This window comes from Geminicoccaceae bacterium (assembly GCA_020638465.1).
In the GTDB taxonomy this organism is placed as follows: Bacteria; Pseudomonadota; Alphaproteobacteria; order Geminicoccales; family Geminicoccaceae; genus JAGREO01.
In genome coordinates this window covers 1,849,872-1,871,423 of sequence record JACKIM010000002.1, presented here as the reverse complement: position 1 = coordinate 1,871,423, position 21,552 = coordinate 1,849,872, and the positions used below count along the sequence as shown (strand labels likewise).

The following is a 21,552-nucleotide window of genomic DNA, read 5'->3' as shown; positions in this document are numbered from 1 at the left end:
TCATTCCCTTTTCATGTTCGTTTCATGTTCGTTGTCCAGGGCGGTGCCGATGCGGCGCCACTCACGCCCCTTCCAGTATCCGCCTTGCGCGTTCCAGGTCATGCGGCGTGTCGACGCCGAAGGGAACACTGTCGACGAGGCACACCCCGATGCTCATCCCGTTTTCCAGCGCGCGCAGCTGTTCGAGCTTCTCGCGCTGTTCCAGCGGGCTCGGCGACAGGTGGGCGAAGCGGTCCAGGGCACCGCGCGTGAAGGCATAGATGCCGATGTGGTGCCACACCGGGCCCGGCCCCCAGGGTGCTGTGGCGCGGGTGAAATAGAGCGCGCGGCCGAGCTCCGGCCTCGACCACGAGACCACGGCCTTCACGGTGTTGGGATCGGTGCGCTCCTCCTCGTCATCGGTCGCGTTGACCAGTGTGGCCATGTCGCATCCGAGTTCGTCGAGCGGTTCGAGCACGCGCGCCAGGCTTGCGGGGTCGAGTGTCGGCATGTCGCCCTGGAGATTGATGACATGGTGGTGGTGGCCATCGGGATCGACCGAGCGCAGGGCCTCGTAAACGCGGTCGGTACCGCTGGCGTGTCCGGGCGCTGTCATGATCGCCTCGCCGCCGGCTGCCTCGATCGCCTGGGCGATCTCGTCCTCGGCGCAGGCCACCACCACCCTGCCGACACCGGCCTCCATGGCCCGGCGCCAGACATGGACGATCATCGGCTCGCCGGCGATCAGCGCCAGCGGCTTGCCTGGCAGGCGCGTGCTGGCCATGCGGGCGGGTATGAGGACGATGGCACGCGAGGTCAGGTCCGTCGAAGCCGGCGTGGCAGGCACGTTCATTCTCCCAAAGCTGCCGGTTGGCACATGTCCGACCCGCCTCGGGCACTCGGACCGTGGAAAAAGTGGGACAAAACGCCCGCGGGACAAGCTGTCCGCTTGACGCCATCCATCACCTTGCGATACCGACTGCCTCCGGCCCGTCGACCCGACGCAGGAGCCCTGCGGGCTGTCGCTCGGGCTCCCGGGTGGACGAAGGCCGCTCTACCCTCTTGGCTGGGCAGGCACAAGGATTTCCGATGTCGTCATCTCTCGAAGGTAACAAGGTACTGGCCGCGATTCTCACCGCAGGGATCATGGCGTCCGGCGCAGGTGCGATTGCCTCCATGATCTATGGCGGTCATGAGCTCGAAGAGCCTGCCTACATGGTCGAGGCGACGGAAGGCGGGGCCGCTGCCGCCGATAACGGGGGAGGCGAGCAGCAGGTCGCCGAACTCGTGGTTCCGGATGATGGCGATGTGGCCGCGGGTGAGAAATACGCCAAGAAGTGTGCCGCCTGCCACAGCTTCGATTCCGGCGGGCCCAACAAGGTCGGGCCGAACCTGTTCGGTGTCGTCGACCGTCCGATTGCCAGCCACGAGGGCTTTTCCTACTCCGGCGCCCTGGCCGATCATGGCGGGGACTGGACCCGCGACAACCTGATTCACTTCCTGCACAAGCCCAAGGATTGGGCACCCGGCACCAAGATGACCTTTGCCGGGGTCGGCAAGGAGAAGGATCTGGCGGATCTTCTGGCCTATCTTGAGAGCCTGCACTGAAATCGGCCAGCGGGGACGATCGTGTCGGTTCCCGTTTCAGGCGAGTTGAATTGGCAAGGCCGGACAGGGATTTGTCCGGCTTTTTGCTTGAATGAACACAAATTCACTTCAATGTTCATGTCGAGCGTTCTACCTTGTGGTTGTGTTTGACAAGACGCGACCAACTCCAATCGTGTCGTCTGCTCCGTTTCCGTGACGGTCCGTCGGGACAGGTTCGATGGCGTCTTCGGATGCGGGACGAGGAACGAGGATCGAATGCTCGATAGACGCACAGTGCTCTTCATGGGTGTTGCCGCCGCTTCTCCCGTTGTCTTCCGTTCCCTGCCGGTACGGGCGCAGGACCCGCTGCATGGCATCGCCATGCATGGTGATCCGGAATATCCGGCAGGTTTCAGCCATTTCGACTATGTCAATCCCGATGCGCCGAAGGCTGGTCATGTCCGTTATTCGGCCCAGGGCACCTTTGACAGTTTCAATCCGTTCATCATCAAGGGAACACCGTCGGCCGGCATCGGTCTCATCTACGATACATTGATGACGGACGGGGCCGATGAGCCGTTCACCGAATACGGCCATATCGCCGAAAGCGTCGAACTGCCGGACGACCGCAGCCATGTCCGCTTCAATCTGCGGCCCGAAGCCCGGTGGCACGATGGTGAGCCCCTGACCGTCGAGGATGTGATCTGGACCTTCAACATCCTCCGCGAGAAGGGGAATCCCTTCTATCGCCAGTATTATGCCAATGTGACGAAGGTCGAGGCCACGGGCGACCGTCAGGTGACCTTTACCTTCGACGGCAGCAACAACCGTGAATTGCCGCTGATCCTGGGGCAACTCATGGTCCTGCCCAGGCACTATTACGACGGCGTGCCATTCGAGGAAACCTCGCTCAAGCCGCCGCTCGGCAGCGGTCCCTACAAGGTGAAATCCTTCGAAGCGGGACGATTTATCGAATATGAACGGGTCGAGGATTACTGGGGCACCGATCTGCCAGTCAATCGCGGCCGCAACAATTTCAACAGCATTCGCTACGATTACTATCGCGACCGCGACGTGATGCTTGAGGCGTTCAAGTCCGGCGAATTCGATTTCTTTGCCGAGAACAGTGCCAAGCGCTGGGCGACGGGCTATGACATTCCCCAGATCGCCGACGGCCGGATCGTCAGGGAAGAGATTCCCGACCATTCCTCTTCCCGGATGCAGGGCTTCGTTTTCAACCTGCGCAGGCCGGTCTTCCAGGACGTCCGTGTGCGCGAGGCCATCGGTTACGCGTTCGATTTCGAGTGGATGAACAAGAACCTGTTCTACGGCCAGTACAAGCGCATCAACAGCTATTTCTCCGGCAGCGAGACCTTCGCCGCCCGCGAATTGCCCGGTGCGATGGAACTGGCTATTCTCGAACCGTGGCGCGACCGGCTTCCCGCGGAGGTGTTCACAAAGGTGTTCGAACCTCCCGCAACCGACGGTTCCGGCAATAACCGCCGGCAGCTGCGTGATGCGCTCAACATGCTCAAGGAGGCAGGCTACGAGCTTGCGGACGGTGTCATGACCCACGGCGGCACCGGGCAGAAGCTCGAATTCGAATATCTCTACTACGACCCGTCGAGCGAGCGCATAGCAGCACCCTATGCGCAGTCGCTGGACAAGATCGGGGTGAAGATGACCCTGCGCCGGGTCGACACCTCGCAATATGTGGAAAGGCTCCAGAACTTCGACTTCGACATGACGACCTCCGTCTGGGGGCAGAGCCTGTCGCCGGGCAACGAACAGCGCGAGTTCTGGGGCAGCGAGGCGGCGGACCAGCCCGGTTCGCGCAACCTGATCGGCATCAAGGATCCGGTGATCGATGCGATCGTGAACAAGGTGATCGAGGCCGGGTCCGCCGAGGAACTGGCGGCGGCCTGCCGGGCGCTGGATCGCGTGCTCACCTGGCAGTATTTCGTCGTTCCGCAATTCTACAATGACGTCGACCGTATCGCCTACTGGGCCTATCTCGTGCGGCCGGAGACCGTGCCGCTACGCGGGCTGGACCTGAACTGCTGGTGGTTCGACGAGGAAAAGGCCGCCCAGATCAAGGCCCGCTGATGGCCGCCTATCTCCTTCGCCGCCTGCTGCTGGTGATCCCCACGCTGCTGGGGATCATGGTGCTCAACTTCGTCATCATCCAGGCCGCCCCGGGCGGTCCGGTGGAACAGATGATCGCCCGGTTGCAGGGCACGAGCATTTCGGCGACGGCACGGCTGGAAGGCGACCGCGGCGATCTTGGCGCGCAGGGGCAGGAGGCGCAACAGCGAAGCCAGTCGTCCGGCAATGTGCAGGGCAAATATCGCGGTGCGCGCGGCCTTCCGCCGGAGTTCATCGCCGAACTTGAGCGCATGTACGGATTCGACAAGCCGCTCTGGCAGCAGTTCACCGGGATGATCGGCCGCTATCTGAGGTTCGATTTCGGCAAGAGCTTCTTTCGTGACACCTCTGTCATCGATCTCATCGTCGAGAAACTCCCGGTTTCGATTTCTCTGGGGATCTGGACGACGCTGCTCACCTACCTGATTTCCATCCCGCTGGGCATCCGCAAGGCGGTGCGCGACGGCTCGACCTTCGATATCTGGACCAGTGCCGTCATCATCGTTGGCAACGCCATTCCCGGGTTCCTCTTCGCCATCCTGCTCATCGTCGTCTTTGCCGGCGGCACCTATCTCGACTGGTTTCCGCTGCGCGGTCTGGTATCGGAGAACTGGAGGCAGATGGGCTGGGGTCAGCTCATTGCCGATTATCTCTGGCACATGGTCCTGCCGATCACCTCGCTGATGATCGGCGCCTTCGCCGGGCTGACGATGCTGACCAAGAACAGCTTCGTCGAGGAGATCAACAAGCAGTATGTCATCACCGCCCGGGCCAAGGGGCTCAGCGAGCGGCAGGTGCTCTACGGCCATGTCTTCCGCAACGCCATGCTCATCGTCATCGCCGGCTTTCCCGCCGCCTTCATCGGCATCCTGTTCACCGGATCGCTGCTGGTCGAGGTGATCTTCTCGCTCGACGGGCTGGGGCTGCTCGGATACGAGGCCGCGATCAACCGCGACTACCCGGTGATGTTCGCCACGCTGTACATCTTCACCCTCATCGGCCTTCTGCTGAAGATCATCTCCGATTTCACCTATGTGCTGGTCGATCCGCGTATCGACTTCGACAGCAGGGGGGCGCAGTGAGCGCCGCATCGAGAGCGGGCAGCCTGAAGCCCGCACGGGAAACGCAGCGGCTGCTGGGCATCCCCTTGCGCCTGTCACCGCTGAATGCGCGAAGGCTCGCCAATTTCAAGGCCAATCGCCGCGGCCATGTTTCGCTGTGGATCTTTGCCGTCGTCTTCGTGCTCACCCTGTTCGCCGAACTGATCGCCAACGACAAGCCGCTGCTTGTCCGCTATGATGGGAGTTTCTACACTCCCTTTCTCGTCTCCTATCCGGAAACGACTTTCGGCGGGGATTTCCCCACCGAGGCGGATTACAACGATCCGTTCGTCATGGAACTGATCGACGAGAAGGGCTGGGCGGTCTGGCCGGTCATTCCCTACAGCTACGACACCATCATCAAGGATCTCGACCGCCCGTCCCCCGCGCCGCCCTCGTGGAGGAACTGGCTGGGTACCGACGACCAGGCCCGCGATGTCATGGCGCGGGTGATCTACGGCTTCCGCATCTCGGTCCTGTTCGGGCTCGTGCTCACCCTCGTCTCCTCGATGGTCGGCATCGCGGCCGGTGCGGTGCAGGGCTATTTCGGCGGCTGGGTCGACCTCGGCATGCAGCGCTTCATGGAGGTCTGGTCGGGGCTGCCGACCCTCTATCTGCTCATCATCATGTCGAGCGTCATCATTCCGGGTTTCTGGTCGCTGCTCATCCTCATGCTGCTGTTCAGCTGGATGTCGCTGGTCGATGTCGTCCGTGCGGAATTCCTGCGCGCGCGGAATCTCGATTTCGTGCGGGCGGCGCGGGCGCTGGGCGTGGGCAATGTCACCATCATGATCCGCCATGTGCTCCCCAATGCGATGGTTTCCACGCTGACGTTCATGCCCTTCATCCTCAATGGCTCCATCACCACGCTCACCTCGCTCGATTTCCTCGGTTTCGGCATGCCGCCGGGTTCGCCGTCGCTGGGCGAGCTGCTGGCGCAGGGCAAGTCGAACCTCCACGCGCCCTGGCTTGCCATCACCGGCTTTGCCGTGCTGGCGCTCATGCTGTCGCTGCTGATCTTCATCGGCGAGGCGGTCCGCGATGCCTTCGATCCGCGAAAGACGTTTCAATGAGCCTGCTCGACGTCCGGGACCTGTCCGTCAATTTCGCCGTCGAGGGACGCGAGATCGAGGCGGTCCGCAATGTCTCCTTTTCCATCGACAAGGGCGAGACCGTTGCGCTGGTGGGCGAAAGCGGCTCGGGCAAGTCGGTGACCGCCCTTTCCGTCCTGCAACTGCTGCCCTACCCCCGGGCGCGGCATCCCTCGGGCAGCATCACGATCGACGGTGAGGAACTCATCGGGCGCGACGACCGTTTCCTGCGCACCGTGCGCGGCAACCGCATCGGCATGATCTTCCAGGAGCCGATGACTTCGCTCAACCCCTTGCACACCGTCGAGCGCCAGATTGCCGAGGTCCTGCTGCTGCACCGCGGGCTCGGCGGCCGCGCGGCACGCGACCGAGCGCTGGAGCTGCTGGAACTCGTGCAGATCAAGGATGCGACCAGCCGCCTTCAGTCCTATCCGCACCAGTTGTCCGGCGGCCAGCGGCAGCGGGTGATGATTGCCATGGCACTGGCCAACGAGCCTGACCTGCTGATCGCCGACGAGCCGACCACCGCACTTGACGTCACCGTTCAGGCGCAGATCCTTCGGCTGATTGCCGATCTGCAGCAGCGCATGGCCATGGCCGTGCTGCTCATCACCCACGATCTTACCATCGTTCGCCGTGTCGCCCACCGCGTCTGTGTCATGACCGATGGCCGGATCGTCGAACACGGTCCCACGGCCGATATCTTCGACCATCCGCGACATGCCTACACGCAGCATCTTCTCGCGGCCGAGCCGAAGGGCCTGCCGCCGACCTTCGACCCAACCGTTCCGCCCATTCTCGAAGGCCGTGACGTGAAGGTCCATTTCCCCATCCAGCGCGGCCTGTTCAGGCGTACGGTCGGCCATGTCAAGGCCGTCGACGGCATCAGCCTCGATGTGCGCCGGGGGCAGACCGTCGGTGTCGTCGGCGAGAGCGGTTCCGGCAAGACCACGCTTGGTCTGGCACTCCTGCGCCTGATCTCCAGTACCGGCCGCATCCGTTTCGACGGCAGGGACATCGAGGACTGGTCATGGAGCCGCATGCGTCCGTTGCGCAGCGAGATGCAGATCGTCTTCCAGGACCCTTATGGCAGCCTGAGCCCGCGGATGTCGGTGGCCCAGATCATCGAGGAGGGGCTCAAGCTGCACGGTATCGGCGAGGGGGCCGATGGCCGCCGCAAGCTGATTGCCGGCATCCTTGAGGAAGTCGGTCTCGATCCGTCCGGCCAGGACCGCTATCCGCACGAGTTCTCCGGCGGCCAGCGCCAGCGCATCTCGATTGCGCGTGCCATGGTCCTCAAGCCGCGTCTGGTGGTCCTCGACGAGCCGACCTCTGCCCTTGACATGTCCGTTCAGGCCCAGATCGTCGACCTTCTTCGCGACCTCCAGCGCAGGCACGACCTTGCCTATATCTTCATCAGCCACGATTTGCGCGTCGTGCGTGCCATGAGCCATGAGGTGCTGGTCATGCGTGGCGGTCGCATCGTGGAACAGGGGGCGGCGCGCCAGATCTTCGAAGCTCCGCAACAGGACTACACACGGGCGCTGATGGCCGCTGCCTTCGAGATCAAGGCAACCGAAGGCGAGATCGTCGCGAACTGAAGGATATCGCGACGGACAGGGCATATCGGCCTGCATTTCTTCGGCCCGCGGCCATGTCCGCATATTGCAACCGGGTCCATTCGCGCAAATATACCGGATTGTCGCGGACGCTGGATCGGCGGACAACAGGGATCGCGAAATGTCTCAATCGAACCTTTCGAAGACGCCCGGGGTCCATTCGGATACCGTACAACGCCTGGTCGGTCTGGCCGGGTTGCTGGATGATCGCTTCCGGGTACCCGGTACCAATTTCCGTTTCGGACTGGACGGCCTGATCGGCCTGGTTCCCGGTATCGGCGACACGATGACGGCGGCGATCGGCGCCTATATCGTCGGCGAGGCGTTGCGGCTCGGCGTGCGCAAGCGGACGCTGGCGAGGATGGTGGGCAATATCGGCCTCGACTGGGCCGTGGGCATCGTTCCGCTGGTGGGCGACCTGCTCGATTTCGGTTTCAGGAGTCATCGCCGCAACATCCACCTGCTGCTCGCCGAACTGCACGGGCAGGGCAAGGTCGAAAGGCCGATAGGGATCGGTGGAGCCGTTATGCAGGGCTGAGGATTTCATCATGCCGCAAACCCGCACATCCAGGGATCGGGATCGCACGTGTCTCCTGCTCGTCAATCCGGCGGCGCGGTCGGGGCAGGCGGGAGCCGCGCGGGCTGCTGATCTGCTGAAACGGGAACGGCTGATCGTCGATGAACCGTCGATCGACAGTCCCGACGCGATGCGGGCCGCGATCGCGGCGAGCAAACACGACATCATCGTTGTCGGCGGTGGCGATGGGACGATTGCAACGGTTGCGCAGTCTCTCCTGGATGCGAAACGCACGGTGGGGTTGTTGCCGCTGGGCACGGCCAACGATCTCGCCCGGTCGCTGGGCATACCGGCCAATCTCGATGATGCCGTGGCGGTGATCGCGCATGGCGTCGCCCGGCCCATCGATATGGGGGTGGTCAATGGCCGCCTGTACTTCAACGCGGTGACGCTCGGCCTGGGGCCGCAGGTGCGCAGGACCCATGAAGCGACCGACAAGCAGCTTCTGGGCGTGTTCAACTATCCTCGTGCCATCATCCAGACGATGCTCGATCGCGAGTACTTTCAGGCCGAGATCACCTGTGACGGCAAGCGCGCGAGCGCTCGACTGCTGCATATCGGCGTGGTCAACGGTCGATACCATGGTGGCGGACTTCCGGCCCACGAGGACGCCACGATCGACGACGGGCTGCTGCATCTCTATGCAGTGCGCGCGGCGACGCCGCTTCGCTATCTCAGGCTCCTGCCGTCGCTGATGCTGGGACGGGACGACAATCCCGACATTCTCCGGATCGCGGGCGCCTCCATCCGCATCGAGACAAAAAAGCCGATGCCGGCCACGGCCGATGGCGAGGAGGTGGAGAGCACACCGCTCGACCTGTCATGCCGTCCGGGCGCGCTGACCATGATGGTGCCGGCCGATTCGGCGGTACTGGACGTTTCCGGCCCGGATCAGATCGCCGCCGCGTGACGGTCGCCAGAGGGATCGAGAAAGCGGTCGAACGATGCCGCGACCAGCCTCAGAAGCGGGCGGCATTCCCGGGTAACCTCAAGGCGGGTTCCCTCCCGCCGGACAATACCCAGTTCGTGGAGACGGCCCATGACGGCGGCATTCGGCTCAGCGGCATGGTCGGGCAGGCCGGAGCCTTCCGCCAGTTGTCGAAGATCGACAGCGCCATCGCACATGATTCGCTCGATGATCGCCCGGTCGAGGCGCATCTGCGCATCAAGACGCAGGCCGCGCGCCACCGGCAGGCGACCGGCCTCGATGGACTGACGATACTCGTCCGTGCGCACATGGTTCTGCACGTAACCTTGCGGAAGGCTGCCGATGGACGACGCCCCGACTCCGATCAGTGCATCGGCCGCATCGGTGGTGTAGCCCTGAAAATTGCGGTGGAGCGTGCCGTTCCGTGCGGCGATGGCCATGCTGTCGCCCGGCAGGGCGAAATGGTCGAGACCGATGGCCACGTAACCGGCCCGTGACAGCATATCGCCCACGGCCTCGTATTGGGCGGCGCGACCGGTCGGGTCCGCAAGCGCGCTTTCGTCGATCATGCGCTGGTGACGGATCCGAGCGGGCAGGTGGGCATATCCGAAAAGGGCGATCCGATCCGGGCGAAATTCGAGCACGCGGGAAACGGTCCGCTCCAGCGTGTCCACGGTCTGATGCGGAAGGCCATAGAGCAGGTCCATGGAAATGCGCCCTATGCCCGCCGAGCGCAGGCCGTCGACCGCCGTCTTCACGCAGGCGAAATCCTGCATGCGGTTGATTGCCTGCTGGACCGTGGAATCGAAGGTCTGGACACCGATGCTGACCCGATTGAAGCCCGACTGAGCGAGCATTCCGATATCGTCGGCGGAAAACGACCGCGGGTCGATCTCTATGGCGATTTCGGCATCGTTGTCGAAGTCGAAGATCTCGCGCGCCCTGGTCATCAGGCTAAGGATGCCTTCGGCACCGGCGGTGGTTGGCGTTCCCCCGCCCCAGTGCAGATGGGTGAGCTTCAGGCGGCTGTGCAGCCTTGCTTCGAGGAGGTCGAGTTCGCGGGCCATCCGGTCCGTATAGTCGATGATCCGCTCGCGGTTATGGGTGACCGTGGTGTTGCATCCGCAATACCAGCATAACTGGTGACAGAACGGTACGTGAAAATAGAGCGACACGCGGTGTCGCGCGTCCAACTCTTCCAGCCACCGCCCGTAGTCTTCCGCTCCGACATCGCCGCTGAAATGCGGTGCGGTCGGATAGCTCGTATAACGCGGAACACGGGCATTCTCGAACAGGCGAACGAGTTCCTCGCGCATGGACTGCTTCCGCTCCTGACCGGTTGACCCCTGCATGATCTGCCGGACGGCGGGCAGGCCGTGCATTGATCGGGATCAACTTTCCGGACGATCCCGGTCAATGCATCCCGCGGTGCCGGGCGCCCGTTCAGGCCCCTTTCTGCTGGCGCATGTCGGCGGGATCGATCCCGGCCACGACCGTGGGCTTCTTCATGGCATCCCGGCGGAAGGGCTCCCCCAATTCCTGATTGAGAATGACCTCGATGAGGGTGGTCTTCCCGTCGTTCATCTGCGCTTCGACCGCCTTGCGCAGGGCCTGCGAGAGATCCTCCATGGTCTGGACCCTGACGCCTTCGAAGCCGCAGGACCGCGCAATTCCCGCATAGGTCACGTTCAGGTTCAGCTCGGTGCCAACGAAATTGTCATCGTACCATAATGTCGTGTTGCGCTTTTCCGCTCCCCACTGGAAGTTGCGGAAGACAACCATGGTGACGGCGGGCCAGCCTTCGCGGCCACAGGAGGTCATCTCGTTCATCGAGATGCCGAACGCGCCATCGCCGGCAAAGCCCACCACCGGCATGTCGGGCCGGCCGATCTTCGCGCCGATGATCGAGGGGAAACCGTAGCCGCAGGGGCCGAACAGGCCGGGCGCCAGATATTTGCGGCCCTCCTCGAACGTCGGGTAGGCGTTCCCGATAGCGCAATTGTTGCCGATGTCGGAGGAAATGATGGCGTCGGCCGGCAGTGCCGACTGGATGGCACGCCAGGCCATGCGCGGGCTCATCAGTTCCGGCTGACGGCCGCGTGAACGCTCGTTCCAGCTGGTGCCGGGATCGTCGTCTTCATGGTCGAGCGAGGTAAGTTCCTGTGCCCAGGCCGATTTCGTGTGGGCGACGAGATGACGGCGCTCGTCGCGCCCTGCATCGCCGGCATCCGCCGCCAGGCGGTCGAGGATCTGCTCCGCCACCATGCGCGCATCGCCGATGATGCCGATATCGACGGGCTTGGTCAGGCCGATCCGGTCGGGGTTGATGTCCACCTGGATCAGTTTCGCATCCACCGGCCAGTAGTCGATTCCATAGCCCGGAAGGGTCGAGAACGGGTTGAGCCGCGTCCCCAGCGCCAGCACGACATCCGCCTTCGAGATGAGCTGCATGCCGGCCTTCGAGCCGTTGTAGCCCAGCGGTCCCGCGAACAACGGATGCGAGCCGGGGAAGGCGTCATTGTGCTGGTAATTGCAGCAGACCGGTGCATCAAGCCGCTCGGCCAGCTTGCGCGAGGCTTCGATACCGCCCGCGAGCACGACGCCCGCACCGTTGAGGATGACGGGGAATTTCGCCTTCGAGAGCAGTTCCGCCGCCCTTGCGATGGCTTCCGGACCTCCTGCGGGGCGCTCGAATTCGATGATGGCCGGGAGCTTGATGTCGATCACCTGCGTCCAGAAGTCTCGCGGGACGTTGATCTGGGCAGGGGCTGAAAGACGCCGCGCCTTCATGATGACGCGGTTGAGCACCTCGGCGATCCGCGATGCGTCCCGGACTTCTTCCTGATAGCAGACCATGTCGCGGAACAGTGCCATCTGCTCGACTTCCTGGAAGCCGCCCTGGCCGATGGTCTTGTTGGCCGCCTGGGGTGTCACCACCAGCATCGGCGTATGGTTCCAGTATGCGGTCTTGACGGCGGTGACGAAGCCGGTGATGCCCGGGCCGTTCTGGGCAATGGCCATGCCCATCCTGCCGGTGGCGCGGCTGTAGCCGTCGCACATCAGCCCGCCATTGGTCTCGTGGGCCACGTCCCAGAACCTGATACCGGCCTTGGGAAAGAGATCGGAAATGGGCATGAAGGCCGAACCGATGATGCCGAAGGCATGCTCGATGCCGTGCATCTGCAAAACCTTCACAAAGGCTTCTTCCGTCGTCATCTTCATGGCTTGCATCCCTGCGATCTTGTCGTTCCGACCACCGGATCGGCCACGTCGGCCGGACCGAACCCGTTGTGCGTTCGTCCTAATACAAACTGTCGGTTCCCGTCACCCGTTCACTCATGCGGCGGAGGCGATATTGCACCATACGGGAATGTGGTCGGATACCCCCTTTCCGGCGCGGACCGTCGGGTCGGCGTCCGCGTCATCCAGCCGATCAACGGCTTCGGGCGACAGCAGCAGGTGATCGATGCGCATGCCCTCGTCGCGGTCCCACGAACCCCCGCGCATGTCCCACCAGGAGAATTGCCTGCGGGTCGGGTGGACGGCCCGGAAGGCATCGGTGATGCCGAGCCCGAGCAGGCGGCGGAATGCCCTGCGCTCGTCCATGTGGTAACAGATGTCGCCTGCGCATGCGTCGGGGTCGTAGACATCGACGGGATCGGGAGCGACGTTGTAGTCGCCGCCGAGGACGAAAGCCTCCTCGTTGTCCATGAGTTCCCTGAAACGGGTTTCCATGCGCGTGAAGAAGCGCATCTTGTAGTCGAATTTATCACTATCGATACTTGTACCATTCGGCACATAGATCGAGGCCACGCGCAGCCCGCCGCATCTTGCCTCGATGTAACGGGCCTGGTCATCGCCGGGCTCGCCGTCGAGACCGCACCGCACGTCGTCAATGGCATGACGGCTGAGGATGGCCACGCCGTTGAGACCGGGCTGGCCGTGAATGGCGAGATTATATCCCAGGGCTTCAATTCGCTCCCTGGGGAATTTGTCGTCAATGACCTTGGTTTCCTGCAGCAGTACGACGTCGGGCCGATGCAACCGCAGCCAATCGGCAACGATATCCTCGCGCTTGCGGATCGAATTGACGTTCCAGGTGACGACCCGCATGACCTTGTCCGTATCCATCCATTGTCCGCAAATTGAATCAGATCGAGAAAGACGTTCCGCAGCCGCAGGACGAACTGGCGTTGGGATTGACGACGCTGAAATAGGAGCCGGTCAGATCCTCGACGAAATCGAGCGTCGAACCGAGCAGGTACATGAGCGACATGCTGTCGACGACGACCTTGATGCCGTCACGCTCGACGATGACATCGCCGTCCTCATCGCCTTCATCGAGATCGAAATGATACTGGAAGCCGGAGCAACCGCCGCCACTGACGCTGACCCGCAGTTTCAGGCCGGGCCGTCCCTCCGCTTCGATGATCGAACGTATGCGCCGGAACGCCCCATCGGTAACGACCAGCGGAGCCGGACGACCCGACTGGCTGGCAGCGGACGTGACATCGACACTCATGGGCCGGTACCCTCCCGAATTGCGCTTGTGCGCTCCCGCTCCGCAGGCAATGGCTCTTGCCCGGAAGCGCACACATCAACATATGTATGCCATTGACGGGTCTTGTCAAACCCGCCTGTGCGGGCCATGCAGCGCCATCACCCCGAACCGGTCAGATTTCGCCCATGCCGCTTCTTGCCCGATTTGCCTGCGATCCCGACGCCAGTGCCGGACGGCATGTCGCCGAGGAGGAGAGCCCCCATCGTTCGGTGTTCCAGCGTGATCGCGACCGGGTCGTGCATGCCACCGCCTTCAGGCGGCTGGAACACAAGACGCAGGTGCTGGTCAATTTCGAGGGCGATCACTACCGCACGCGGCTGACCCATTCGCTCGAGGTCGCCCAGATCGCCCGCACGATCGCCCGTGCGCTTCATGTCGACGAGGACCTGGCCGAGACCATCGCCCTTGCGCACGACCTCGGGCACAGCCCGTTCGGGCATGCCGGCGAAGCCGCACTCAACGAGGCGGCCCGCGATGCCGGCGGGTTCGACCACAATCTCCAGTCCTTCCGCGTGCTGACGCGTCTCGAACAGCGTTATGCCGGATTTGACGGGCTCAACCTGTCGGTCGAGACCCTGGAAGGGGTGATCAAGCACAACGGTCCGCTGCCACGGCCGTGGCCCGGGCCGATTGCCGACCATCCCCAGGCCGACCTGATGCATCTGGAACTGTTCGCGCCGCTTGAGGCGCAGATCGCGGGCATTGCGGATGATGTGGCCTATTGCAGCCATGATCTCGACGACGGGTTGCGCGCCTCGTTCTTCGCGCTCGACGACTTGCTCGGACTGCCGGTATTCGGCGAAATGGTAGGTTCGGTGCTGGCCCGCTATCCCGATGTGCGCCGTGAGCGGCTGATCCACGAATCGATCCGCCGGATCATCGATTCGCTGGTCAGCGACCTGATCGTCACGGCACGAGGGCGGATTGCCGGACATGATCCTCAGTCGCCCATGGATATCCGTACCGCGGGCCGGCCGCTCATCGCCTTTTGCGACGAGTACCGGGACGCGGTCGATGTCCTGCGATCATTCTTGCATGGACGCATGTATCGCCACTACAAGGTGTGCCGCATGGCCCTCAAGGCAACCCGCCTCGTGCGGGGCCTGTACGAGGTTCTGGTCGACGATCCGCGCTGCCTGCCTGACCGCTGGCGGGATGCGGCTGGTGCGCCCCGCAGCGAAGCCGCTCAGGCGGCCGTTCGCGACTACATCGCCGGCATGACCGATCGCTATGCGATCGAGGAGCATGAGCGGCTTTTCGACATGACGAGTTGGCATCCATGAATTCGTTCACGACGCTTCACGACAAGGTGATCACGGCCATCGCGGGCCTGCAGCAGCGCGGCGTCCTGCCGACCGGACTCGACCTTGCGCGTGTCGGTATCGATCCGCCGCGCGACCCCACCCATGGCGACGCTGCCACCAATGCCGCCATGGTCCTGGCGAGGCCGGTACGAATGAAGCCCATGGATATCGCGATCCCGCTGGCTGAAGCGCTTCTGGCGGACGAGGATGTCGAAGTGGCGGAAGTGGCACCGCCGGGCTTCGTCAACCTGAGGCTGGCGCCATCCTTCTGGCACCGCCAGATCGCCAGCATTCTCGCGGCCGGGGAGGACTATGGCCGTTCGGACATGGGGCAGGGCGAAAAGGTCAATGTCGAGTTCTGCTCGGCCAATCCGACCGGGCCGCTGCATGTCGGGCATGCGCGCGGGACAGTGATCGGCGATGCCCTGGCCAGCCTGTTGAGCCATGCCGGCTTCGCCGTCACGCGCGAATACTACGTCAATGACGGGGGTGCCCAGATCGAGGCTCTCGGCCGCTCGATCCACCACCGCTACCGGGAGGTGTTGGGAGACGATCCGGGACCGTTGCCGGACGGGTTCTATCCACTGGTGGAACTGGTCGATGTGGCGAGAAAGCTGGCCGGTGAATATGGCGACCGCTATCTGAGTGCTCCGGAGAGCGAATGGCTGGAACTGTTCGGGCTCGCCGGTGCCGATGCCATGCTGGAGCGGATCAGGGACGATCTGGCCGCTGCCGGAGTGCATCACGACCGGTTCTCGTCCGAACGCGAGCTGATTTCGCAAGGCAAGGTCGATGCGGCGCTGGCACATCTCGACAGGCTGGGCCTGATCTATGAGGGAACCCTGCCGCCGCCCAAGGGCAAGCCCGACGATGACTGGGAGCCGGTCCCGCAATTGCTGTTCCGTTCGACCGAGTTCGGGGATGACATCGACCGGCCGCTCAAGCGGTCGACCGGCGCCTGGACCTATTTCGCCGCCGATTTCGCCTATCATCTCGACAAGTACAATCGGGGCTTTGCCCGTCAGATCGATGTCTGGGGTGCCGATCACGGGGGCTACGTGAAGCGCATGCAGGCGGCTGTCCGTGCCCTGAGCGAGGGCAAGGCATCGCTGGAAGTGCTGCTCTGCCGGCTGGTGAACCTGTTCGACGGCGGTGAGCCGTTGAGGATGTCGAAACGTGCGGGACGCATCGTCTGGATGCGGGACGTGGTCGACGAGGTCGGCAAGGACGCCTTCCGCTTCATGATGCTCACGCGCAAGAGCGATGCGCCGCTCGATTTCGACCTGCAGAAGGTGATCGAACAATCCAGGGATAATCCGGTTTTCTACGTGCAGTATGCCCATGCACGCATCTGCTCCGTCTTCCGCAATGCCGAAGGTGACGGGTTGGGCGAATGGCTCGATGCGCCGCTGGACGATTCGGCGCTGGCGGGGCTCGCGGACGATGCCGAGATGGCGCTGTTGCGCCGTCTGGCCCTTTTCCCGCGGACGGTGGAAAGTGCGGCGGCGCATCTTGAGCCGCACCGGGTCGCCTTTTACTTGCATGATGTGGCAAGTGACTTTCATACACTATGGACGAGAGGCAAGGAGCAGCCGGAGCTGCGTTTCCTTCGTCCGGATGACAGGTCCCTGACGGTCGCCCGCCTGGCCCTGCTGAAGGCGACGCAACTGGTCTTGCGAGTGGGTATGGGGCTCATGGGCGTCACCCCCGTGGAAGAGATGCATTGAGGTGATGTCGAGGCGGCGGGCTCAGTTCGAAAGGTTGTCGGTTTGATGCGGATCGTGCGCTGGATCATCGGTGGATTGTTGCTGCTGGTATTCAGCGCCTTCACCGGCATCGTATGGCTCGCCTATCACGAGGACCGCAGTAGCGTGGGTGAAGCGCCATTGGTCCGGGCCGATGCGGAACCCTATCGGCAGGCTCCCGACAAGCGTGGCGGCCTTGCCGTACTGAACGAGGGGTCCTCCATCGTCCAGGCGCTGGATCGCGGACCCGAGCCGGCCATCGTCGAGCGAATCCTGCCGCCGCCCCGACCCGCGCCGAAATCGCCGGCCGACATATCCCGGCATCAGTTCGCCATCACACCCGACGTCAAGCCCGATCCGGTGAGGGCCAATGACGGCGATGTCGCCCGGCCGACGGTGGTCGCGCGCGAGGTGACCGACGGGCCTGCGACGGGGGCAGCAGGTGGCGGTGACGATTCGGCCACACTGCCCGAGGCGCTGGCCAGCCCCGATATCGTGTCTCAGGAGACTCTGCCGGTGCCTGCCGACATGGCCACGTCCGATGTCGGGCGTGCCGATGCGGGCAATGTCGTTCCGTCGGTGCAGTCATCGCCTGCGCCGACATCGACAGGCGACGTGGCGGTGTCGCCGCCCGCAACGGTCCGGACCGTTACCCTGGGCAATGACGAACTGCCGGTGGTCGATGCCCCGGTGCGCGATGCCGACCTCCCGCCCGCCGTGGACGGCGGGCGCAGGTTTGGCGACGAGGATGCCCAGGGAGGCCCGATCATCATCGACCCGACCACCGGACGTGACCTCGCACCCTCGGCCGCTCCCAGCGATCCCGATCTCGTGGCGCTGCTGGCCGAGCCTGGTCCCTATCGCCTGCAACTGGCGGCATTCCATACCGAGGAGCAGGCGAGGCAGGCCGGTGAAGCACTACAGCGGCGCATGGAGGCCGTCATGCCGGGATTGCCGCTGCGCATTGTCCGTGCCGAAACCGACAAGGGGATATTCTACAGGATCCAGACGGCCGATGCGGTTGGCCGGGCCGGAGCCGATCGGCTCTGCCAGGCGTTCAAGTCGGCGGGCGGTGATTGCTTCATGATGTCAGGGGAGCGGTAGGTCATGAAGGCGATGGAACGGTGAGCCGGGCGAGATCGGCCATTGTCGGTATCTCCGGCGAGGCACTGACCGACCAGGAACGAAGGTTGTTCCTGACACATGCGCCGGCGGGCTTCATCCTGTTCCAGCGCAATTGCTGTTCGCGCGGGCAATTGCAGGCGCTGACCGCCGAGCTCAAGGGGTTGTTCCCGGACAGGTGGGTGCCGGTCCTGATCGATCATGAAGGCGGCCGGGTCCAGCGCATGAAGGCGCCGGCATGGGAACCGCGCCTTCCGGCCCAGGCCATCGGCGACATGCCGCTCGAGGCGCGCGAGGAGGCCGTCCGGTTGTGGGCGGCATTGCTGGCCGGCGATCTTGTCGATGTCGGCATCGATGTCGACTGCCTGCCCGTGCTCGATGTCCTGCGTCCGGAGACGACCGGTGCCATCGGCAACAGGTCATTCTCGGCAGACCCCGGAACTGTCGCGACGTTGGGAAAGCTGACCATCGACACATTCACCGAATTGGGGGTGGCGACGGTCATGAAACACCTGCCGGGCCACGGCAGGGCCACGGTCGACAGCCATCTCGCCATGCCGAGGCTCAAGGCAAGTTACGGCCAGCTTGCGGCCTTCGATTTCCTGCCGTTCAACATCTGTGCGTCCAAGGTTCCGTTTGCCATCACTGCCCATATCGTTTTCGAAGCCGTGGACCCGGATCGCCCGGCGACCGAATCGCCCAAGGTCATCCAGGAGATCATCCGCGGTTACATCGGCTTCGAGGGCATTCTGATCAGCGATGATCTGAGCATGAAGGCGCTTGAGGGACCGCTTGAGGACCGGGCCCGCCGGGCTCTGGCCGCGGGCTGCGACCTTCCGCTGCTCTGCGACGGGCATTTCGACGAGACCGAGACCCTGTTGCGTTGTCTTCCGCCCATGCCCGAAGACCGTTTTGCGCTGCTACAGGAAGCGCGTCCGGTTGCGCTCAAGACTCCCGTCAAGCCTGCGGCACTGGCCGCAAGGCTGGATCAGCTCATATCCCGATACGCGTGAAATGGAGCAACTTGCGGAAATCGGCCAGCTTCTGTCGGTCTGGCTCCTGCCCGTCATCACGGCCATCACGCTTCATGAGGCGGCCCATGGGTGGGCGGCCGAAAAGCTTGGGGATGACACCGCCCGGCGACTGGGGCGGGTCAGCTTCAATCCCCTGCGCCACATCGACCCGTTCGGCACACTCGTCCTGCCCGGCCTGCTCTTGCTGGGTTCGATCATGGGCGGGCCGAAGCTGATCTTCGGCTGGGCAAAGCCGGTACCGGTCGCCTTTCATCGGCTGAACAACCCCAAGCGCGACATGATCTGGGTCGCACTTGCGGGTCCGGGGATCAATATCGCGCTCGCAACCGGGATCTCGCTTGCCATGCACCTGGTCCATCTCATGCCCGGGGGCAATCCGGCATTGTGGATCTGGGCCAATTTCGACAATGCCCTGCTGGTCAACGTCGTCCTTGCGTGTTTCAACATGCTGCCCATCCCGCCCCTCGACGGAGGGCGGGTCGTGACCGGGCTGCTGCCCGATGCCCTGGCCCGGCGATTTGCACGCATGGAACGCTGGGGGCTCGTCATCCTCCTGGGAATCATCTTCGCTGTACCGCTCCTGGCGGAACAGGTGGGGATCGCGATCAATCCGCTGGCGCTGGTCCTGCTGCCGATGATCGACGTGGTGCACGCATCGATTCTGTTCGTGACGGGCTGGTAGGCCGTGGAGGCCGGGCGGAGCGCGGATACCTTTGTCGTCGATCTCGACGGTTTCGAGGGACCGCTCGACCTGCTGATCGACCTGGCACGCTCCCAAAAGGTCGATCTGGCGAAGATCTCGGTCCTGGCGCTGGCCGAACAATATCTGGACTATCTGAAACGGGCGCACGAACTACAGCTCGATATCGCTGCCGAATACCTCGTGATGGCTGCTTGGCTCACGTTCCTCAAGTCGCAGCTGCTGCTGCCGAAGGAGGAACGCGAGGAGCCTGATGCTGAGGAAATGGCGGTGCAGCTTGCCGAGAGGCTGAAGTTGCTGGATGCCCTGCGTCAGGCCGGCGAGGAGCTTGTGAGCCGTCCGAGCCTGGGTGTCGATCGTCTGCCGCGTGGGATGCCCGAGCCCGTTACCGTCGATGTCGACCCGCGTTACATCGCCAGGCTGGCCGATCTGCTTGCTGCCTACAGTCGGGTGATGACGCGGCAGCGAACCGGCAGGTTTGTCGTTCAAAAGCGCAAGCTGGTCAGTGTGGAGGATCAGCTCACCCGGCTCAGTCGCATGCTTACCGGCCAGGAGTGGGCCGATATCCGTTCGTTCCTGCCCGAGCGGCTCGATCCGGGGACACATACCCGATCGGCCATTGCCTCCTCGCTGATAGCCGGTCTCGAACTGGCCAAGCGCGGTGAGGTGGAGATCCAGCAGGAAAGGCCATTCGGGCCGATCCTGATCAAGAGGCGATCATGAACGATGCGAATCCTCGGCAAAAGTCTCCTCGTTCTACTGCAGATCCTCGTGGATTGGCTGTGGTGGACGGGACAACAGCGATGGTTCCGGCGATTGTTCGGGCTGCGCGAGCATCAACGGCATTTTCCCGCACCGCCACCGCCACCGACGGCGATGCATCGTCACGCGCCCACAGAAGGACGAGCGATGTCTGAAGACAAGTTCCCGGCCGAGCGGTCGACAGGTCAGCCGGAGCCGCCGCGGGAGGATGGCTGCACCCAGGCTCCCGCAGCGGAAGTTGGGCGACCTGACCGAAGCAGGGAGCCGGACGGCGAGACGGCAGGATCTCCGGGGAACGATGATGCGGGTGGGCGGGGGACTGTCGAGGAGTCCTCCCGACCCGTGGCGAACGGAGAAGGGGGGCCGGAGCTTTTGTCCGAGGCAAAGGAACAAACCGAAGACGGGAAAGCGGATATCGAGCCCAGATTCATCCTCGAAGCGCTGTTGTTCCAGTCTGATGAACCGCTTGAGGAAAAAGTGATCCAGGCCCATCTCGGGCCTTCCGTGGCGATCCTGCCGCTGCTGGAACAGCTGCGCAAGGAGTATGAGGGGCGGGGTATCCGGCTCGAACGCAGCGAGCGCCGATGGGCATTCCGCACCTGTGCCGAGGTGGCACCTTTCATGACCCGTAGTGAGGAACGGCCCAAGCGGCTGTCACGGGCGGCGCTTGAGACGCTGGCCATCATCGCCTACCAGCAACCGGTGACGCGAGCCGAGGTCGAGGCCGTGCGTGGAGTCCCGGTTTCGAGCGGTACACTCGATCTGCTGGTCGATGCGGGCTGGGTGACGCCCAAGGGCCGCAAGGAAGCGCCCGGGCGCCCGGTGATGTGGGGGACGACACCGGATTTTCTGGACTATTTTGCCCTGAGCGCTCTTGAAGATCTGCCAAGGCTCGACGAACTTGAAGGGGCGGGCCTGTTCAAACCCCTACGTGAGGATAGCGCCTGAACCGTTTGCGTCGTTGCGCCGGGTTTTGTTTTTTGCCAAATTCCGCCGCAACGTCCCATGTGTTGTCTGGCCCGGTTGTTTGGCTTCCGGGTTGGCGGCATTCAAGCAATGAGGATCTTTCCATGAGCATCGGTATCTGGCAGGTCGTGCTGATCCTGATGATTGTCCTGATTCTTTTCGGCGCTGGCAAGTTGCCGAAGGTGATGGGCGATGTCGCCAAGGGTGTGAAGAGTTTCAAGTCCGGTCTCAAGGACGATGACGACGACGATGACAAGGCATCGATCACCGTCGAGCGTTCGGCCGAAGCGCCGAAGACAGGTGTCAAGGACGAGGTTGCCAAGGGCTGATTG

Annotated in this window: 20 protein-coding genes; 15 read left to right on the top strand and 5 right to left on the bottom strand. The window is 63.4% G+C overall.

The features are described 5' to 3' along the window. Window positions 1-61: 61 nt before the first annotated feature. Window positions 62-832, bottom strand: coding sequence for a 3-deoxy-manno-octulosonate cytidylyltransferase (locus tag H6851_19025; protein ID MCB9945703.1), 771 nt, complete (start codon window positions 830-832; stop codon window positions 62-64). 236 nt (window positions 833-1,068) lie between these two features. On the opposite strand from H6851_19025, the gene H6851_19020 reads away from it, so the two are divergent. The 7 genes from H6851_19020 (at window position 1,069) to H6851_18990 (ending at window position 9,008) form a co-directional block, all read left to right on the top strand. Then, window positions 1,069-1,587 (top strand): cytochrome c family protein, encoded by a 519-nt coding sequence (locus H6851_19020; GenBank protein ID MCB9945702.1) that lies wholly within the window; start codon window positions 1,069-1,071, stop codon window positions 1,585-1,587. Window positions 1,588-1,842: 255 nt separating this feature from the next. Further along, window positions 1,843-3,672 carry an ABC transporter substrate-binding protein gene (locus tag H6851_19015; GenBank protein MCB9945701.1) on the top strand — a complete coding sequence of 610 codons (1,830 nt, stop codon included), beginning with the start codon at window positions 1,843-1,845 and terminating at the stop codon, window positions 3,670-3,672. After that, window positions 3,672-4,793 carry a microcin C ABC transporter permease YejB gene (locus H6851_19010; GenBank protein MCB9945700.1) on the top strand — a complete coding sequence of 374 codons (1,122 nt, stop codon included), beginning with the start codon at window positions 3,672-3,674 and terminating at the stop codon, window positions 4,791-4,793. Before H6851_19015 ends, H6851_19010 begins: the two co-directional genes overlap by 1 nt. Before the next feature lie 65 nt (window positions 4,794-4,858). Next, window positions 4,859-5,884: an ABC transporter permease gene (locus H6851_19005; protein MCB9945699.1), complete on the top strand. Its 1,026-nt coding sequence runs from the start codon at window positions 4,859-4,861 to the stop codon at window positions 5,882-5,884. Further along, window positions 5,881-7,503, top strand: a complete 1,623-nt coding sequence (locus tag H6851_19000) for an ABC transporter ATP-binding protein (GenBank protein MCB9945698.1) — start codon at window positions 5,881-5,883, stop codon at window positions 7,501-7,503. Before H6851_19005 ends, H6851_19000 begins: the two co-directional genes overlap by 4 nt. Window positions 7,504-7,642: 139 nt before the next feature. Next, window positions 7,643-8,059, top strand: a complete 417-nt coding sequence (locus tag H6851_18995) for a DUF4112 domain-containing protein (GenBank protein MCB9945697.1) — start codon at window positions 7,643-7,645, stop codon at window positions 8,057-8,059. A gap of 10 nt (window positions 8,060-8,069) precedes the next feature. Further along, a complete protein-coding gene (locus tag H6851_18990; protein MCB9945696.1) occupies window positions 8,070-9,008 on the top strand; it encodes a YegS/Rv2252/BmrU family lipid kinase in 939 nt (312 codons plus the stop codon). Here the strand turns inward: H6851_18990 and hemN are convergent. The 4 genes from hemN to erpA form a co-directional block, all read right to left on the bottom strand. Continuing rightward, window positions 8,990-10,342, bottom strand: a complete 1,353-nt coding sequence (hemN, locus tag H6851_18985) for an oxygen-independent coproporphyrinogen III oxidase (protein ID MCB9945695.1) — start codon at window positions 10,340-10,342, stop codon at window positions 8,990-8,992. The genes H6851_18990 and hemN overlap by 19 nt on opposite strands. Window positions 10,343-10,469: 127 nt before the next feature. Continuing rightward, complete coding sequence (gene xsc, locus H6851_18980; protein ID MCB9945694.1) at window positions 10,470-12,248, bottom strand: sulfoacetaldehyde acetyltransferase; 1,779 nt, start codon at window positions 12,246-12,248, stop codon at window positions 10,470-10,472. A 114-nt stretch (window positions 12,249-12,362) separates the two neighbouring features. After that, window positions 12,363-13,139 (bottom strand): exodeoxyribonuclease III, encoded by a 777-nt coding sequence (xth, locus tag H6851_18975; protein MCB9945693.1) that lies wholly within the window; start codon window positions 13,137-13,139, stop codon window positions 12,363-12,365. A 37-nt stretch (window positions 13,140-13,176) separates the two neighbouring features. Continuing rightward, a complete protein-coding gene (gene erpA / locus H6851_18970; protein ID MCB9945692.1) occupies window positions 13,177-13,548 on the bottom strand; it encodes an iron-sulfur cluster insertion protein ErpA in 372 nt (123 codons plus the stop codon). 164 nt (window positions 13,549-13,712) lie between these two features. Between erpA and H6851_18965 the strand changes: the two genes are divergently transcribed. The 8 genes from H6851_18965 (at window position 13,713) to tatA (ending at window position 21,549) form a co-directional block, all read left to right on the top strand. Continuing rightward, the gene (locus tag H6851_18965) at window positions 13,713-14,870 is read left to right on the top strand and encodes a deoxyguanosinetriphosphate triphosphohydrolase (GenBank protein MCB9945691.1); all 1,158 of its coding nucleotides are present in this window, start codon (window positions 13,713-13,715) and stop codon (window positions 14,868-14,870) included. Further along, window positions 14,867-16,618, top strand: a complete 1,752-nt coding sequence (locus H6851_18960; protein MCB9945690.1) for an arginine--tRNA ligase — start codon at window positions 14,867-14,869, stop codon at window positions 16,616-16,618. The genes H6851_18965 and H6851_18960 overlap by 4 nt, the downstream gene beginning before the upstream one ends. A gap of 54 nt (window positions 16,619-16,672) precedes the next feature. Next, window positions 16,673-17,740 carry an SPOR domain-containing protein gene (locus H6851_18955; protein ID MCB9945689.1) on the top strand — a complete coding sequence of 356 codons (1,068 nt, stop codon included), beginning with the start codon at window positions 16,673-16,675 and terminating at the stop codon, window positions 17,738-17,740. 20 nt (window positions 17,741-17,760) lie between these two features. Next, window positions 17,761-18,771: a beta-N-acetylhexosaminidase gene (nagZ, locus tag H6851_18950; GenBank protein ID MCB9945688.1), complete on the top strand. Its 1,011-nt coding sequence runs from the start codon at window positions 17,761-17,763 to the stop codon at window positions 18,769-18,771. A gap of 1 nt (window position 18,772) precedes the next feature. Then, a complete protein-coding gene (locus tag H6851_18945) occupies window positions 18,773-19,474 on the top strand; it encodes a site-2 protease family protein (protein MCB9945687.1) in 702 nt (233 codons plus the stop codon). 3 nt (window positions 19,475-19,477) lie between these two features. Then, on the top strand, window positions 19,478-20,215 hold the full coding sequence (locus H6851_18940; protein ID MCB9945686.1) for a segregation/condensation protein A: 738 nt from the start codon (window positions 19,478-19,480) through the stop codon (window positions 20,213-20,215). A 186-nt stretch (window positions 20,216-20,401) separates the two neighbouring features. Next, window positions 20,402-21,202 (top strand): SMC-Scp complex subunit ScpB, encoded by an 801-nt coding sequence (scpB, locus tag H6851_18935; GenBank protein ID MCB9945685.1) that lies wholly within the window; start codon window positions 20,402-20,404, stop codon window positions 21,200-21,202. Window positions 21,203-21,324: 122 nt separating this feature from the next. Further along, on the top strand, window positions 21,325-21,549 hold the full coding sequence (gene tatA, locus H6851_18930) for a twin-arginine translocase TatA/TatE family subunit (GenBank protein ID MCB9945684.1): 225 nt from the start codon (window positions 21,325-21,327) through the stop codon (window positions 21,547-21,549). The last annotated feature ends 3 nt before the right edge of the window (window positions 21,550-21,552 follow it).